General features: G+C 65.0%; 15 protein-coding genes. 8 read left to right on the top strand and 7 right to left on the bottom strand.

Annotated elements, in window-relative coordinates; all coding sequences use genetic code 11:
- Positions 1 to 41 precede the first annotated feature (41 nt).
- From JFY56_RS13735 to JFY56_RS13725, 3 genes are all read left to right on the top strand, one after another.
- Positions 42 to 1,388: a TAXI family TRAP transporter solute-binding subunit gene (locus tag JFY56_RS13735; RefSeq protein WP_208314323.1), complete on the top strand. Its 1,347-nt coding sequence runs from the start codon at positions 42 to 44 to the stop codon at positions 1,386 to 1,388.
- 67 nt (positions 1,389 to 1,455) lie between these two features.
- Complete coding sequence (gene yejK, locus JFY56_RS13730; RefSeq protein WP_208314322.1) at positions 1,456 to 2,463, top strand: nucleoid-associated protein YejK; 1,008 nt, start codon at positions 1,456 to 1,458, stop codon at positions 2,461 to 2,463.
- Between the two features lie 261 nt (positions 2,464 to 2,724).
- Positions 2,725 to 3,573, top strand: a complete 849-nt coding sequence (locus tag JFY56_RS13725; RefSeq protein WP_236032691.1) for a DUF4344 domain-containing metallopeptidase — start codon at positions 2,725 to 2,727, stop codon at positions 3,571 to 3,573.
- Between the two features lie 14 nt (positions 3,574 to 3,587).
- On the opposite strand, the gene JFY56_RS13720 is transcribed toward JFY56_RS13725, so the two are convergent.
- On the bottom strand, positions 3,588 to 3,893 hold the full coding sequence (locus JFY56_RS13720; RefSeq protein ID WP_208314320.1) for a GIY-YIG nuclease family protein: 306 nt from the start codon (positions 3,891 to 3,893) through the stop codon (positions 3,588 to 3,590).
- Positions 3,890 to 4,591: a glutathione S-transferase family protein gene (locus tag JFY56_RS13715; protein WP_208314319.1), complete on the bottom strand. Its 702-nt coding sequence runs from the start codon at positions 4,589 to 4,591 to the stop codon at positions 3,890 to 3,892. The genes JFY56_RS13720 and JFY56_RS13715 overlap by 4 nt, the downstream gene beginning before the upstream one ends.
- A gap of 134 nt (positions 4,592 to 4,725) precedes the next feature.
- Between JFY56_RS13715 and JFY56_RS13710 the strand changes: the two genes are divergently transcribed.
- Positions 4,726 to 5,208, top strand: a complete 483-nt coding sequence (locus tag JFY56_RS13710) for an asparaginase domain-containing protein (protein ID WP_208314318.1) — start codon at positions 4,726 to 4,728, stop codon at positions 5,206 to 5,208.
- A gap of 216 nt (positions 5,209 to 5,424) precedes the next feature.
- On the opposite strand, the gene pcsA is transcribed toward JFY56_RS13710, so the two are convergent.
- The 5 genes from pcsA to JFY56_RS13685 all read right to left on the bottom strand — a co-directional run bounded on the left by pcsA (position 5,425) and on the right by JFY56_RS13685 (position 10,654).
- Positions 5,425 to 6,120 carry a phosphatidylcholine synthase gene (pcsA, locus tag JFY56_RS13705; RefSeq protein WP_208314746.1) on the bottom strand — a complete coding sequence of 232 codons (696 nt, stop codon included), beginning with the start codon at positions 6,118 to 6,120 and terminating at the stop codon, positions 5,425 to 5,427.
- A 304-nt stretch (positions 6,121 to 6,424) separates the two neighbouring features.
- Positions 6,425 to 7,198 carry an amino acid ABC transporter ATP-binding protein gene (locus tag JFY56_RS13700; RefSeq protein ID WP_208314317.1) on the bottom strand — a complete coding sequence of 258 codons (774 nt, stop codon included), beginning with the start codon at positions 7,196 to 7,198 and terminating at the stop codon, positions 6,425 to 6,427.
- Positions 7,199 to 7,211: 13 nt separating this feature from the next.
- Complete coding sequence (locus JFY56_RS13695; RefSeq protein ID WP_208314316.1) at positions 7,212 to 8,309, bottom strand: amino acid ABC transporter permease; 1,098 nt, start codon at positions 8,307 to 8,309, stop codon at positions 7,212 to 7,214.
- Positions 8,310 to 8,319: 10 nt separating this feature from the next.
- Positions 8,320 to 9,507, bottom strand: a complete 1,188-nt coding sequence (locus JFY56_RS13690) for an amino acid ABC transporter permease (RefSeq protein WP_208314315.1) — start codon at positions 9,505 to 9,507, stop codon at positions 8,320 to 8,322.
- Positions 9,508 to 9,625: 118 nt separating this feature from the next.
- Entirely contained in the window at positions 9,626 to 10,654 is a 1,029-nt protein-coding gene (locus JFY56_RS13685; protein WP_208314314.1) for an amino acid ABC transporter substrate-binding protein, read from the bottom strand.
- Between the two features lie 441 nt (positions 10,655 to 11,095).
- Here JFY56_RS13685 and JFY56_RS13680 point away from each other — a divergent pair, with 441 nt between their 5' ends.
- From JFY56_RS13680 to JFY56_RS13665, 4 genes are all read left to right on the top strand, one after another.
- Positions 11,096 to 11,749: an alpha/beta hydrolase gene (locus tag JFY56_RS13680; RefSeq protein WP_208314313.1), complete on the top strand. Its 654-nt coding sequence runs from the start codon at positions 11,096 to 11,098 to the stop codon at positions 11,747 to 11,749.
- Between the two features lie 345 nt (positions 11,750 to 12,094).
- Positions 12,095 to 13,033, top strand: a complete 939-nt coding sequence (locus JFY56_RS13675; protein ID WP_208314312.1) for a GGDEF domain-containing protein — start codon at positions 12,095 to 12,097, stop codon at positions 13,031 to 13,033.
- Positions 13,034 to 13,194: 161 nt separating this feature from the next.
- Positions 13,195 to 14,694: an ATP-dependent RNA helicase RhlB gene (gene rhlB, locus JFY56_RS13670; RefSeq protein ID WP_208314311.1), complete on the top strand. Its 1,500-nt coding sequence runs from the start codon at positions 13,195 to 13,197 to the stop codon at positions 14,692 to 14,694.
- 247 nt (positions 14,695 to 14,941) lie between these two features.
- Positions 14,942 to 15,982 (top strand): DUF2157 domain-containing protein, encoded by a 1,041-nt coding sequence (locus JFY56_RS13665; protein WP_208314310.1) that lies wholly within the window; start codon positions 14,942 to 14,944, stop codon positions 15,980 to 15,982.
- The last annotated feature ends 179 nt before the right edge of the window (positions 15,983 to 16,161 follow it).

The following is a 16,161-nucleotide window of genomic DNA, read 5'->3' as shown; positions in this document are numbered from 1 at the left end:
GCCTGTCTATCTTTAGGGAACCAAGGACCAAGGGAGTGCCCATGCAACGTCTCGTCAACATGCTCCGCGACCTCGCCATCCTGATCCGCGCCAATCTCTGGATTGTGCCGGTGCTGGGCGCGCTGGTTGCGGCGGTGTTCTATTTCGTCGCCCCGCCGCCGCCGATGAGCGCGAGCATGGCAACCGGCTCGCCCGGCGGCGGTTACACGGTCTTTGCCGAACGCCTGCGCGACGAGCTGGCCAAGCAGGGCTTTGAACTCCGCCTGGTGCGCACCTCGGGCTCGGGGCAGAACCTCGACCTGCTGCTGGAAAAAGACGGCGAGGTGAACATCGGCCTGGTGCAGAGCGGCCAGGAACGCCAGCTCGATGCCCGACAGCGCGCCCGCCTGGATAGCCTCGGCGCGATGTTCCAGGAGCCGTTGTGGCTGTTCCAGCGCAAGGAAGTGAGCATCGACCGCGTCGCCGATCTGCTGCCCCTGCGCCTCGCCCTCGGCAGCCCCGGCAGCGGCACGGCGGCGGTGACCACGGCGGTGCTCGAAGCCAACGGCATCACGCCGCAGCAGTATCCGCCGAACTGGCAGGCCAGCGGCGGCAACGCGGTGGCCAATGCGCTGATCGCCGGCGAACTGGACGCCGCGTTCTTCGTCGGCCCGGCGGAGAACCCGCTGATCCAGCGCCTGGCCGCCAGTCCCGAGCTGAGCCTGGCCGGCTTCCGCCGCTCGCGGGCCTACGAGGCACGGCTGACCTTCCTCAAGCGCGTGGAAGTGGGCGAAGGCCTGCTGAACCTGGCGCAGAACATGCCGGATCGCGATCTCGTCACCCTCTCCCCGGTCGCCACGCTGGTGATCAACGAACGCTTCCACCCGGCCCTGACGCCGCTGATCCTGCAGGCCGCGCAGGAAGTGATGAAGAGCGGCAGCCTGCTCGACGCGCCGGGCGCCTTCCCCAGCGCCGAGCCGCCCACCCTGGAACTGCACAAGGACGCCAGGCGCTTCTACGAGAGCGGCCCGCCGCTGTTGCAGCGTTTCCTGCCATTTCGCATCGCTTCGCTGGCGGATCGCTACATCATCCTGCTGATTCCCTTCATCGCCATCCTCATTCCGCTGTTCAAGTCCATCGGCCCGCTCTACCGCTGGCGCATCCGCGCGCGCATTTATCGCTGGTACCGCTACCTGCGGGAGATCGACCGGCGCCTGGACAGCAGCAGCGGCGGCATCGAACTGGACAGCGAGATCGCCCGCCTGGAAACGCTGGAGAACGAGCTGTCGCGGGTCGAGGTGCCGCTGTCGTACTACAACGAGCTGTACGAGCTGCACATCCACCTGAACTACGTGATCCAGCGCCTGCGCACCCTGCGCGACAGGAAAACGGAGGCGGCGGCAGGCTAGTGGAGATCGGCAGGCATGACCGGGGTCGGGTAAACTTCCGCCTTTACCTTCGACAACCAGGTCCGCCATGCCGATTCGTCACGCCATCGTCCACCTGATCGACAAGAAACCCGACGGCAACCCCGCCACGCTCTACGCGCGCGACGCCGAACTGGGCGACTCCCAGGCCATCGAGAACCTCATGGCCGACCTCAACGACAGCTACAACGCCAAGCCGAACAAGGCCTGGGGGCTGTTCCAGGAGGAGTCCGGCGCCTATCCGTTCAGTGGCTGGCTGGGCGAGTACCTGGATGGCGGCAAGGACTTCGTCGCCTTCTCCCGCCAGGCCGTCGAGCACCTGAAGAATCTGATGGAAGAGTCCAACCTCTCCACCGGCGGCCACGTGCTGTTCGCCCACTACCAGCAGGGCATGACCGACTACCTGAGCATCGCCCTGCTGCACCACAGCGAAGGCGTGGCGGTGACCGACGCGCTGGAAGTCACCCCGTCGCGCCACCTGGATCTCGGCCAGCTGCACATGGCGGCGCGGATCAACATCTCCGAATGGCGCAACAACAAGGCGTCGAAGCAGTACATCTCGTTCATCAAGGGCAAGGGCGGCAAGAAGGTCTCGGACTATTTCCGCGACTTCATCGGCTGCCACGAGGGCGTCGACTCGCCGAGCGAAACCCGCACCCTGCTGAAAGCCTTCAGCGACTATGTGGAAAGCGAGGACCTGGCCGAAGAAAAGGCCCGCGAGAAGACCGAGGTGCTGGTGGACTACGCCACCAGCCAGGCGCGCATCGGCGAGCCGATCACCCTCGACGCGCTTTCCGAGCTGATGGATGAAGAGGCGCCGCGCGCCTTCTACGACTACATCCGCAACAAGGACTACGGCCTCTCGCCGGAAATCCCGGCGGACAAGCGCACCCTCAACCAGTTCCGCCGCTTCACCGGACGTGCCGAAGGCCTGTCGATCAGCTTCGAGGCGCACCTGCTGGGCAGCAAGGTGGAATACGACGAGGAGCGCGACATGCTGATCATCCGCGGCCTGCCGACCCAACTGCAGGACCAGCTCAAGCGCCGGCAGAAGTGACGGCCACGCCAATCCACCGGGCTGCTCGCCGTAGGTTGGGCTGAGCTCGCGAAGCCCAACGGTGCCACGCCCGACAGATGTTGGGCTTCGCTGCGCTCAGCGCCAACCTACCGGACCACGCCAGCCCTGACTGGCTGCTAGAGTCAAAGATGCACGTCTGCTCGGACACCTGCGGTGGCCCCTATGCCCCGACCGGCCGATTTGTCGTCAGCTCTTCTCTCCGCTGCCGGGAGTATCCGGAAGGCCTGCGCGTACCTGGCGTTGCTGGCCCTGCCATGCGCCACGCCGCTGGCCGCCGAGCCGCCATCAGACAGCCTTCCTCCCGACGTGGCGCGCTTCATCCTGGCCAACACCGAGTTCAGCCTGATGCACGAGATGGGGCACATGCTGATCATCGAGTACGACCTGCCGGTGCTCGGCCGTGAGGAAGACGCCGCCGACCAGCTCGGTTTCCTCGCCCTGTTCGAACTCTATTCCACGCTTCCCACCGCCGAAGTGGACGCCCGCCTGCTCGACATCGCCGACTACTGGCGACTCGAATGGCAGCGTCCGAAGCCGGTGCGCGAGCGGGTCCTGGCCTGGGACAGCCACCCGCTGGACGAGCAGCGCTACTACAACATCGCCTGCCTGCTCTACGGCAGCGACATGCGCCGCCTCGACTGGGTGCCGGAACTCACCGAGCTTCCCTATGAGCGGGCGCTGTACTGCGACCGGGAATTCCGCCAGGCGCGCAAGGCGCTGGACTGGGCGAGCAGCGCCTACCAGCACAAGGCTATCCAGCGCCGGGCAGCGATCCAGGTGACCTACGGGCAGTCTTCCGGCGCCATTCCCGACTTCGACCAGCTACTCGCCCCGCTGCTCGAAAACAGCAACCTGCAACGGCTGGCCGAGGACATGGTCAAGCTGTTCCACCCACCGCGCCCGCTCACCGTGCGGGTGATGGCCTGCGGCGCGCCGGATGCCTGGTACAACAGCAACATCGGCGAGCTGACGCTGTGCTACGAGCGCCTGGCGCATTTCCGCGATCTGGCCGAAACCCTGCCGCGCCTGCAGCCGCCCTATGCCTGGCGTTGCCCGAACGCGAATGCGAACACGCTGAGCGCGTGTTGATATGGCCGGCAGGATCAGCCGGCCGGAGTGGAGTCCGCCAGTGGGCTCACCGGCACCGGCCCAGCCAGGATCAGGCGTTCCTTGGCCGGCTTGCCCAGCCTCTTGATCGCCCGCTCCCTGCGCAGGGCATCGCCCTTGCCGGCACAAGCCTCGACATACACCAGCGCCTGCGCCGGGCTGGTATGGAAGAAGCGCGCGCCACGGCCGGCGCAATGGGCTTCGAAACGCCGTTGCGGATCGTCGCTGATGCCGCAGTAGAGGGCTCCGTTGGCGGTGCGTACCAGGTAGACGAACCAGGGTTTGGGTGGTGCCGAGGTCATTCCGCCCAGACCCGCTGGTACATGCGGTCGCAGTAGTCCACCAGACGGCCGTATTCCCGCGCCATGCGCGACAGCGGGGTTTCCAGGGTGCAGAGGATCAGGTTGGCCAGCACGCCATAGGCCGCCGCGTCGGCGCTGCACGGCTGGGCGCCGCCGAAGTACGGCACGTCGCCAAGCAGCCCGTCGAGGGCATCGAGATCGGCGCGGGCGAAGGCCAGCAGTTCGTCGCGGCTGTGTGCGCCCAGTCCGCTGGCGTTCAGTTGCTTGCGAACCTTCCGCCGCACCAGACCGCCAACCAGCGGCCGTGCCGGCGCCGGCAGCGCGCTGAAAAGCACCGGCGACACCTGGTTCCAGCCTTCGTCTTCCAGCCAGCGGAAATGCACCAGCAGCCGTACCAGATGCTCGTCGCACAGGCGGGTGATCGCCACCGCCCAGCCGCGCCCGCGCGCATCCAGGCCGGCATCGAGGTCGAACGCATAGCGCTGCTGCAGGTCGCGGATGATGATTTCGGTATCGGCGATGGTTTCGCCATCCACCTTGATGAACGGCAACTTGCCCTTCGGCCCCTTGCTCGGGTCGCTCAGGTGCTTGACCTGGTACTCCAACCCGGCCAGGCGCAGGAAGGTTTCCAGCTTCAGGCAAAAGGGGCTGATGTTCGGCACGTTGAAGGCGGGCGGAAACTGGAAGAGCGTGATCATGGCGGGCATCCGGCTCGGAAACGTTGTCATTTAAGCCTATCGCGAAGGCCACGGCGAGTCGGGCAATGGCCGGCCGGCCGCTGCCCGGCCATAATCCGGCAAGCGACGCATTGCCGCATTCACCGGAGAACCCAATGAAGCTGCAGATATTCACCACCGGCGGAACCTTCGACAAGGTCTACTACGACGCCCTCTCCGACTTCCAGATCGGCGATCCGATGGCGCCGGAAATCCTCCGCGAGGCCGGCGTGACCTTCGACTGGGAGGTGGAGGGCCTGACCCGCAAGGACAGCCTCGAACTGACCGACGAGGACCGCGAGCTGATCCGCTCCCGCGTCGCCGCCTGCCCGGCCCGGCACATCCTGATCACCCACGGCACCGACACCATGACCAAAACCGCCGACGTGCTGCACGACATTCCCGGCAAGGTGATCGTCTTCGTCGGCGCCATGCAGCCGGCGCGCATGCGCACCACCGACGCACCGTTCAACCTCGGCTTCGCCATCGGCGCGCTGCAGGTGCTGCAGGATGGCATCTATATCGCCATGAACGGACGCATCTTCGAGGCCGGCAAGGTGAAGAAGAACCGCGCCGAGGGGCGGTTCGAGGATAGTTGAGGCAGTCCCGGGGTCTCCCGTAGGAGCGGGCCATGCCCGCGAAAATCCGTGCCGCGTCATTTCGCGGGCATGGCCCGCTCCTACAGGTATGGCAAGAGCGTAGGGTGGAAATCGCGAAGCATTTCCACCTTGTCGTGGGGCCGGGGCGGTGGACAAGCGGAGCGTTGTCCACCCTACGCCTAAGGGCGCCTCGCGACGATACGAAGACAGTTGCTCCTACGGGAACCACTCCCGCGCCGTGCGCCACAGGCAGACGCCGACGAAGTAGGCCGAGGCGACGAACCAGATGCCCAGCAGCCAGGGGCGGTCGTCCGGTTGCTGGACGATCAGCAGCGCGCTGCTGAGCATCCAGACGAAGGTGACGGCGATGTTCAGCGGCATGAATTCGCGCACGCGGAACGGATGCAGGAACTTCACCTTGGTCAGCGTCAGCCCCGCCAGCACCAGCACGGTGACCAGGCTGACCCACGGGTGCAGGTCGAAGACGAAGAAGAACATCGCCACCACGTTCCACGCCGCCGGGAAGCCGACGAAGTAGTTGTCCTGGCTCTTCATGTTGACGTTGCAGAAGCAGAACAGCGACGACACCAGGATCACCCCGACCACCGGCAGCTCGCTGTACACCGGCAGGGGAATGTAGCGGTAGATGAAGATCGCCGGGATGAATACGTAGGTGAGGTAGTCGATCACCAGGTCGAGGGTCGAGCCGTCGAAGTGCGGCAGCACCGACTTGACGTGGAACCGGCGCGCCAGGGTGCCGTCCAGGCCGTCCACCAGCAGCGCCACGCCGAGCCACAACAGGCAGGCCTTGGGACGGTTGTCGACCAGAGCGAGCAGCGCCATCAGCGCCAGGATCACGCCGCTGGCGGTTACCGCATGGGCGCTCCAGGCCTTGGCTTTGCTGATGTGCATGGGGGTGATGGTCAGGTTCACGGCAGGTTCTCTTCGGTCAGACGGCAGGCTACATCAACGTATAGCCCATCCCGGGGCAGTTCCGGACATCGGAGCCGCAAGCCCGCGATGAGTTCCGTGCAACTTCGCTCTATTTGGCGTGGCACGTCCCCTCACCCTAACCCTCTCCCAAAGGGAGAGGGAACTGTCCGTGGTTGCCGGTTGGTACAGTATTCATCCCGACGCCAATCTGCCCCCTCTCCCTCCGGGAGAGGGCTGGGGTGAGGGAGTCTCAACGTCGGATATTCCATGGCAGCGCCTCGCCTCAATGCAGAATCTGGCTGAGGAACAGCTTGGTCCGGTCCGACTGCGGGTTGTCGAAGAACTGGTCCGGCGGCGCCTGCTCGACGATCTCGCCCTTGTCCATGAAGATCACCCGGTTCGCCACGGTGCGGGCGAAGCCCATCTCGTGGGTCACGCAGAGCATGGTCATGCCGCTCTGCGCCAGGCCGATCATGGTATCCAGCACTTCCTTGACCATTTCCGGGTCGAGCGCCGAGGTCGGTTCGTCGAACAGCATGATCTTCGGCTTCATGCACAGCGCGCGGGCGATCGCCACGCGCTGCTGCTGGCCGCCGGAGAGCTGTCCGGGATACTTGCCGGCCTGTTCCGGAATGCGCACGCGCTCCAGGTAATGCATGGCGACTTCCTCGGCCTGGCGCTTGGGCATCTTGCGCACCCACATGGGTGCGAGGATGCAGTTCTGCAGCACGGTCAGGTGCGGGAACAGGTTGAAGTGCTGGAACACCATGCCGACCTCGCTGCGGATCGCCTCGATCTGCTTGAGGTCGTTGGTCAGCTCGGTACCGTCGACGATGATGGTGCCCTGCTGGTGTTCCTCCAGGCGGTTGATGCAGCGGATGGTGGTGGACTTGCCCGAGCCCGACGGCCCGCAGAGGACGATGCGCTCGCCCTGCTGCACCGTCAGGTTGATGTCCTTGAGCACATGGAACTGGCCGTACCACTTGTTCACACCCTTCATCTCGATCATCACGTGATCGCCGATGGCGGGTGCGGGTTTGCTGGTCGCTTCAGACATGCCGTAAATGCTCCTAACGCTTGTGACCGGTGTCCAGCCTGCGCTCGATGCGCATGGAATAGCGGGACATGCCGAAACAGAAGATCCAGTAGACCGCCGCGGCGAACACGTAGCCTTCGGTGGACATGCCCAGCCAGGCCGGGTCCGCGGTGGCGCGCTTGATGCTGTTGAGGAAGTCGAACAGGCCGATGATGATCACCAGGCTGGTGTCCTTGAACAGCGCGATGAAGGTGTTGACGATGCCGGGGATCACCAGCTTCAGCGCCTGCGGCAGGATCACCAGGCCCATCATCCGCCAGTAGCCGAGGCCCATGGCGGCGGCCGCTTCGTACTGGCCCTTGGGAATCGCCTGCATGCCGCCGCGCACCACCTCGGCGATATAGGCGGCCTCGAACAGCACCACCATCACCATGGCCCGCAGCAGCTTGTCGAGGTTCATCCCCTCGGGGAGGAACAGCGGCAGCATCACCGAGGACATGAACAGCACGGTAATCAGCGGCACGCCGCGCCAGAACTCGATGGTGGTGACGCTGATGACCTTGATCGCCGGCATCTTCGAGCGCCGCCCGAGGGCCAGCAGGATGCCCAGCGGCAGGGCGCCGCAGATGCCCACTGCGGCGATCACGATGGTCAGCATCAACCCGCCCCACTGGCTGGTCGATACGGTCTCCATGCCCAGGAAGCCGCCATGCAGCAGCCAGTACGCAACGATCGGCAGGGCCACCAGGTAGGCGATGCCGTACTTCAGCTTGTACTGGAAGCTCTTCATGAACAGCGGCGCGGCGCCGAAGATCACCAGCAGCACGGTGAGGTCGACGCGCCAGCGCAGCTCCTCGGGATAGAAGCCGTACATGAACTGGCCGAAGCGCGTGCCGATGAATACCCAGCAGGCGCCCTCCCGCGAGCAGTCGGCGCGGCTGGTGCCGACCCAGTCGGCCTTGATGAACGCCCACTCCAGGATCGGCGGCACGATCAGCCAGATCAGGTACAGGCCGACCAGCGTCAGCAGCGTGTTGAACCAGCCGGAGAACAGGTTCTTGCGCAGCCAGCCGAGCACGCCCACGCTCATCGGCGGCGGCGGCAGGTCGGGACGGAAAGTATGCGTAGCCATCCTCGGTCTCCTATCGCTCGGTCAGCGCGATGCGCTTGTTGTACCAGTTCATCAACATGGAAATGCTGATGCTGATGGCCAGGTACACGCTCATGGTGATGGCCATCGTCTCGATCGCCTGGCCGGTCTGGTTGAGCACCGTGCCGGCGAACAGCGAGACCATGTCCGGGTAGCCGATACCGGCGGCCAGCGAGGAGTTCTTCGCCAGGTTCAGGTACTGGCTGGTCAGCGGCGGAATGATCACTCGCAGCGCCTGCGGGATGATCACCAGGCGCAGGATCTTGCCGGGATGCAGGCCGAGCGAACTGGCCGCCTCGGTCTGGCCATGGCTGACCGCCTGGATGCCGGCGCGCACGGTTTCGCCGATGAACGCGGCGGTGTAGATCGACAGCGCCAGCACCAGCGACACCAGCTCCGGAATCACCACCCAGCCGCCACGGAAGTTGAAGCCCTGCAGCACCGGCACATCCCAGTGGAACGGCGCGCCGGCGACCGTCGAGGTCAGCGCCGGCAGCAGGACCAGCAGCGCCAGGCCGCTGAGGAACACCGGGAAGGCCTTTCCGGTGGCATGCCGCCGCGCCTTGGCCCAGCGCCAGATCACCGCCCAGCCGGCGATGGCCAGGATCACCGCGACGATGAACGGCCCGAGTCCCTCGGCGGCGACCGGCGCCGGCATCTGCAGGCCACGGTTGTTGACGAAGAACAGCCCGCCGAAGCTGATGCTCTGCCGCGGCCCCGGCAGCGGCCCGAGCACGGCGAAGTACCAGAAGAAGATCTGCAGCAGCGGCGGAATGTTGCGGAACACTTCGATGTAGATGGTCGCCAGCAGGCGGATCAGCCAGTTCTTCGACAGGCGCGCCACGCCGAGGATGAAACCGACGACGGTGGCGAAGACGATGCCGATCACGGTCACCAGCAGGGTGTTGAGCAGGCCGACGAAGAACACCCGGCCGTAGGTATCGGCCTCGGTGTAGTCGATCAGGTGCTGGGAGATGCCGAAGCCGGCGCTGTGGTCGAGGAAGCCGAAGCCGGACTGGATGCCGCGATGGGCGAGGTTGGTCTGGGTGTTATCGAAGAGGAACCAGCCGCAGCCGACGACGAAGATCACGGCGATGACCTGGAAGGCCCAGGCGCGCACCTGCGGATCGTTGAAGGAGAATCCGCGCGACGGGCGCTGGGCTTTGGCGGAGTTTTGCATCAATAGCCCTCTCGGTGGCCCTGCACCGCCGGCACTGGCGTCGCCGCGCAGACGGCGCAAGGTGTCCCTTGCCTGAAACAGTAGCCGGCGCTCCTTTCACGGGCGCCGGCGCGGATGGTCAGCGCACCGGCGGTGCGTATTGCACGCCACCCTTGTTCCACAGGGCGTTCAGGCCGCGTTCGATCTTCAGATCGCTGCCGGCGCCGACGTTGCGGTCGAAGATTTCACCGTAGTTGCCCACCTGCTTGATCACCTTCACTGCCCAGTCCTTCGGTAGTTTCAGATCCTTGCCGTAATCCCCTTCGCTGCCCAGCAGGCGGGCGATGTCGGGGTTCTTGGTGGTCTTGGCGATTTCCTCGACGTTCTTCGAGGTGATGCCCATCTCCTCGGCATTGAGCATGGCGAACAGCGTCCAGCGGGCGACATCGAACCACTCCTCGTCACCCTGGCGCACGGCCGGGCCGAGCGGTTCCTTGGAGATCACTTCCGGCAGCACCACGTACTCATCCGGCTTGGCCAGCTTGATGCGCTGCGCATACAGCTGCGACTGGTCGGAGGTCAGCACGTCGCAACGGCCGGACTCCAGCGACTTGGCGCTCTCGTCGGAGGTGTCGTAGGTGATCGGGGTGTACTTGAGGTTGTTGGCGCGGAAATAGTCGGACAGGTTCAGCTCGGTGGTGGTGCCGGCCTGGATGCACACGGTGGCGCCGTCGAGCTCCTTGGCGCTGGAGACGCCCAGCTTCTTGTTCACCAGGAAGCCCTGGCCGTCGTAATAGGTCACACCGACGAAGTTCAGCCCCATCGCACTGTCGCGCGAGCTGGTCCAGGTGGTGTTGCGCGACAGCACGTCGATCTCGCCGGACTGCAGCGCGGTGAAGCGCTCCTTGGCGGTCAGCGGGCTGTACTTGACCTTGCTCGCGTCGCCGAACACGGCGGCGGCGATGCCACGGCAAACATCCACGTCGATGCCCTTGTATTGCCCCTTCGCATCGGCATAGGAGAAGCCCGGAAGGCCATCACTGATGCCGCACTGCACGTAGCCTTTCTTCTTCACTGCATCCAGCGTCGCGCCTGCGTGAGCGAGGCCGCTGACGCCGAGAACGGTTGCGGCGGTCAGCACTGCCAGGGTGGATTTCACCATCTTCATCGACTTTCTCCAGTTGCTCTTTTTAGTGTTTGGAGTCCCGGTTCCACCGCCGTACCCTCGTGAGGCGCGTCCGGGCAAGGTCTTGCCGCGTACGAAGCAGAGAACCTCTGGCTGAGTCTAGTCGGCTCTCGGAATTGTTCCGGTCGGCGCAACCAGCTTCGTCCGCACGCACTGTCGAACGTGGCGGACGCTCAGTGAGCTGCAGCGCCCCGCTTCCGGTACGGATTCCGGATGGGGTCGGATAAAGTGTTACCCGGAAGCGGGGCGCCTCAGCCTGGAGCCTGTGATAGCAAGGGCCGTACCAGACCGGCGAATCGAAGCGCAACACGGGCGTGTCAAGCCCGGGACTTTCGACGATGCGACATCCGCTTGCGAACAGCGCCCTTCCCTACCCATTGCCTGTGCCCCCACACGGAGCGCATGCCCATTTCTGGAGCCGCCATGAGCCAACCCCTGATCCTTGAGCCTAGCCAACCTGCCGACGCGTGCGTCATCTGGTTGCACGGCCTGGGTGCCGACCGTTACGACTTCCAGCCGGTAGCACAGATGCTGCAGCGCACCCTCACCCGCACGCGCTTCATCCTGCCGCAGGCGCCGACACGCCCGGTAACAGTCTTCAACGGCATGCCGGCGCCAAGCTGGTACGACATCCTCGCCATGCAGCCGGCGCGCGCCATCGACAGCGCCCAGCTGGAGGAATCGGCGGACACCGTCATCGCCCTGATGGAAAGCCAGATCGCCCACGGCATCGCGGCCCGACGGATCATCCTCGCCGGCTTCTCCCAGGGTGGCGCGGTGGTCCTGCATACCGCCTTCCGCCGCTGGGAAGGCGAACTGGGCGGCGTGCTGGCGCTCTCCACCTACGCCCCGACCTTCGACGCCGGGCTGCAACTGTCCGAGGAACGCCGGAAGCTGCCGGTGCTCTGCCTGCACGGCCGCAACGACGACGTGGTCGCCCCCACCCTTGGCCGCACCGCCCACGACTTCCTCGCCGCCCAGGGCGTGCCGGTGCAATGGCGCGAATACACGATGAGCCACGAGGTGGTCATCGAGGAAATCGAGGACATCGGTTTCTGGCTGCAGGAGCGGCTGTGATCCTGGCTTTTGCCGGGGACGGGCCCAAGTGCGTAGGTTGGTGCTGAACGCAGTGAAGCCCAACGATGGCGATGTTGGGCTTCGCGTTGCTCAGCGCCAACCTACGGTGGGTATTGCAGCCCGCAGGCGGGTCATGCCTGCGATAGTCCCGACGTTTAGCTACCCTTCCCGGGTCCTGAAAGCCCCGTAATACCGCCCTTCCGACCGCCGGTCGGGCGGTTGTGCCTGCGAATTGCCAGCATTCAAAAGTGGTTAATACTCAGGTTTCAGTGTGCAAATCGGACTACAGGGAGAGTCAGTCGTGCACATGCACGGATACGACAGACTGTTCCTCGTCTCTGCGTCATGAAAACGGCTCAGTGGCTCGAGGGCATCCAGCAGCTCCATCATCTCGGACTGTTCAAGAACGTGGCCTCGGCCAGCCTGGAACAGCTTCTGAAGGATTTTTGCGCCTGCGAACTGGATAGCGGCGAGGTCGTGCTCTCGCCGTTTAGCCGCAATCATTTCCTCTATATGGTGCTGCAGGGCCGGCTCGAAGTGTTCCTCGGCTCGCTGGACAACCATCCGGTCAGCGTCATCGAACCGGGCGAATGCGCCGGGGAAATCAGTTTCGTCGACAGCAATTTCCCCTCCGCCTACGTGGTGGCGAGCGAGCCCAGCCTGGTGCTGCGTCTGCACCGCGACTCGCTGATGGGGCTGGTGCAGAAATCCCCGGAATTCATGCAGAACCTGCTGGAGCTGCTCTGCCAGCGGGTCCGCCAGGGCAACCGGATCATTCTCGATACCGAGCAGAACGCCAACATCGACACCCTTACCGGGCTGTTCAACCGCCGCTGGCTGGAGCACATCTACGACCGGGAGAAGTCCCGCTGCCTGTTCAACAAGCAGCCGATGAGCATGCTCATGCTGGATGTCGACCATTTCAAGGACTACAACGACCGCCACGGTCACCTGGCCGGCGACTACGCCCTGTGCCTGGTCGCCCACACCCTGCGCAACCAGTTGCGGCCCAAGGACAGCATGGCGCGCTTCGGCGGCGAGGAGTTCGTCATCCTCCTGCCAGAAATCGCCATCGACGAAGCGCGCAGCATCGGCGACCGGCTGCGCCTGAGCCTCGAACAGGTGCGTTCCTTCTATTCGCCGGTGGGCGTGCTGCCCGGAGTCACGGTATCCCTGGGCGTCGCGCAGATGTGCGAAAGCGAAAGCCTGTCCAGCCTGATCCTGCGGGCCGACTGCGCGCTGTACCAGGCCAAGCAGAAAGGCCGCAACTGCCTCTGCGGCTGAGTGCGCCCAGCGCCTGGATAGCGTCTGGATAAGGAAAAGTCCTCATCCGGCGTTGACTTTTCCATCATTTATTGTCCCTGGTTGCCAACCACGGATTTCTCCCCGCTGGCAACATGCTTTACACTGGCGGCCGTTCATTCCTTGACCAACACGAGATCACCGTGCTCAAAGCACTCAAGAAAATCTTCCGCAAGGGCGAAGGCGAGCAGCCTGCTGCCACTCCCGCAGCCTCCGCCCCCGCCACCGAACCTGCCGCCGACAGCGGCGAGAAACGCCAGCGCAAGCCGCGCAACCCCCGCCCGGAAGGCGAAACCGCCGAAAAGGCTCCGCGCCCGCCCAAGGCCGCCAAGCCCCGCGCCGAGAAATCCGCCGACAAGACCGGCGACAAACCGCGCAGCGACAAGCCGCGCCGCGAACGTACGCCGAAGGCCCCGGTTGTGGATAACTGGAAGCTGGAAGACTTCGTCGTCGAACCGCAGGAAGGCAAGACCCGCTTCCACGACTTCAAGCTCGACCCGCGGCTGATGCACGCCATCCACGACCTCGGCTTCCCCTACTGCACGCCGATCCAGGCGCAGGTGCTCGGCTATACCCTCAAGGGCCAGGACGCCATCGGCCGTGCCCAGACCGGCACCGGCAAGACCGCCGCGTTCCTCATCTCGATCATCACCCAGCTGCTGCAGACCCCGCCGCCGAAAGAGCGCTACATGGGCGAGCCCCGCGCGCTGATCATCGCGCCGACCCGCGAGCTGGTGGTACAGATCGCCAAGGACGCCGTTGGCCTGGCCAAGTACACCGGGCTGAACGTGATGAGCTTCGTCGGCGGCATGGACTTCGACAAGCAGCTGCGCACCCTCGAATCGCGCTTCTGCGACATCCTGGTCGCCACCCCCGGCCGTCTGCTGGACTTCAACCAGCGCGGCGAGGTGCACCTGGACATGGTCGAGGTGATGGTCCTCGACGAAGCCGACCGCATGCTCGACATGGGCTTCATCCCGCAGGTCCGCCAGATCATCCGCCAGACCCCGTACAAGGGCGAGCGCCAGACCCTGCTGTTCTCCGCGACCTTCACCAGCGACGTGATGAACCTCGCCCAGCAGTGGACCGTCGAACCGGCCATCGTCGAGATCGAACCGGAGAACGTCGCCAGCGATACCGTCGAGCAGCACGTCTACGCCGTGGCCGGCAGCGACAAGTACAAGCTGCTGTACAACCTGATCGCGCAGAACGACTGGACCCGCGTGATGGTCTTCGCCAACCGCAAGGACGAAGTCCGCCGCATCGAGGAACGCCTGACCAAGGACGGCATCAGCGCCGCGCAGATGTCCGGCGACGTGCCGCAGCACAAGCGCATCAAGGTCCTGGAAGGCTTCCGCGAAGGCAAGATCCGCGTGCTGGTCGCCACCGACGTCGCCGGTCGCGGCATCCACGTCGAAGCCATCAGCCACGTGATCAACTTCACCCTGCCGGAAGATCCGGACGACTACGTGCACCGCATCGGCCGTACCGGCCGCGCCGGCACCACCGGCACCTCGATCAGCTTCGCCGGCGAGGACGACGCCTTCGCCCTGCCGCCGATCGAAGAGCTGCTCGGCCGCAAGATCAATTGCGAAACGCCGCCGACCGAACTGCTCAAGCCGGTGCCGCGCAAGCAGCACTGAGCTGATCGGTAATGAAGAAAGGCGAAGCCCGGTGGCTTCGCCTTTTTTGTTGCCCACCTCCCCCTCCGCCACCTGCCTCCGCCCCCTTGTAGGAGCCAGCTTGCTGGCGATCATTCGAGCCAATAGGCCGCTCTGTGCTTGTCGGTGACTCCGGGATCGCCAGCAAGCTGGCTCCTACGAAAAGCAACCCAGCATTGATCTCAGGCGTACACTCCCCACCGAACACCATCGGGAAAGGAGCCCCGCCATGTCACTCAAGTTCGACGCCCAGGACCTCGCCCGCGCCGTCAGCGCCGGCATCCTGCAACCCGGCCAGGACCAGCGCCTGCTGGAATTCCTCTGCCAGCAGCCGGAAACCCGTGCCAGCTTCCAGCTCGCGCACATCGCCTACTACTTCGGCGCCCTGCTGATCATGGGCGCGATGGGCTGGCTGCTCACTGAAGCCTGGATGAAGATCGGCGACGTCGCCCTGCTGGCGATTGCGCTGCTCTACATGGGCCTGTTCACCCTCACCGGCATCAGCCTGTGGAAGCGCGACCTGCAGATTCCCGGCGGTCTGCTCGGCGCCGTGGCGGTGAGCCTGACGCCGCTGGCGGTGTTCGCCATCCAGCGACTGACCGGACTGTGGCTGCTGGGCGACAGCCAGGGCGACTACAACGACTACTACCGCTATGTGCAGGGCGGCTGGCTGGCGATGGAGATCGCCACGGTGATTGCCGGCCTGCTGATGCTGCGCCTGCTGCCCTTCCCGTTCATCGTCATGCCGATGGCGGTGGCGCTGTGGTTCATGTCCATGGACCTCACCGAGCTGGCCTACGGCAGCCCGTTCAGCTGGGAACAGCGGCGCTGGGTGTCGCTGTGGTTCGGCCTGGTGCTGCTACTGGCAAGCCTGCTGGTGGACGGCCGCAGCCGCCGGGATTTCGCCTTCTGGGGCTACTTCGCCGGGCTGCTGGCGTTCTGGGGTGGGCTGAGCCTGATGGACAGCGGCAGCGAGTGGGGCAAGGCAATCTACTGCCTGATCAACCTCGGCCTGATGGGCATCGCCGTGCTGCTGCGCCGGCCGCTGTTCATGGTCTTCGGTGCGCTCGGGGTGGCCGGGTACCTGGGCTATCTGGCTTCCGAGGTGTTCGAGGATTCGCTGCTGTTCCCGATAGTCCTGACCCTGATCGGCCTGGGCGTGATCGCCCTCGGCATCGCCTACCAGAAACGCCGCGACCAGTTGACCGGCTCCCTGCGCTCACGGCTGCCGGAAAGCCTGCTGGAATACCTGCCGGCCCTGCGCCGCTGACGCTCGCCCCACCGCTCCTGGCCGGCTTGGCAGGAGCGGTATTGCGGTCCCGTCCCATTCGCGCTGTGCCTCTACCCCTTCCGGGGAATGCCCCGCCCCGCCGCCACTCCGTATGCTGCTGTCCAACACCTGACGAAACGGAGGAAGCGATATCGGTAGTCTCAACCCATGATTTGTGA

Origin of the sequence: Pseudomonas schmalbachii (assembly GCF_017589465.1) — a bacterium.
In the GTDB taxonomy this organism is placed as follows: domain Bacteria; phylum Pseudomonadota; class Gammaproteobacteria; order Pseudomonadales; family Pseudomonadaceae; genus Pseudomonas; species Pseudomonas schmalbachii.
The sequence above is the reverse complement of the archived record's forward strand: the minus strand, read 5'-3'. Positions and strand labels throughout refer to the sequence as shown.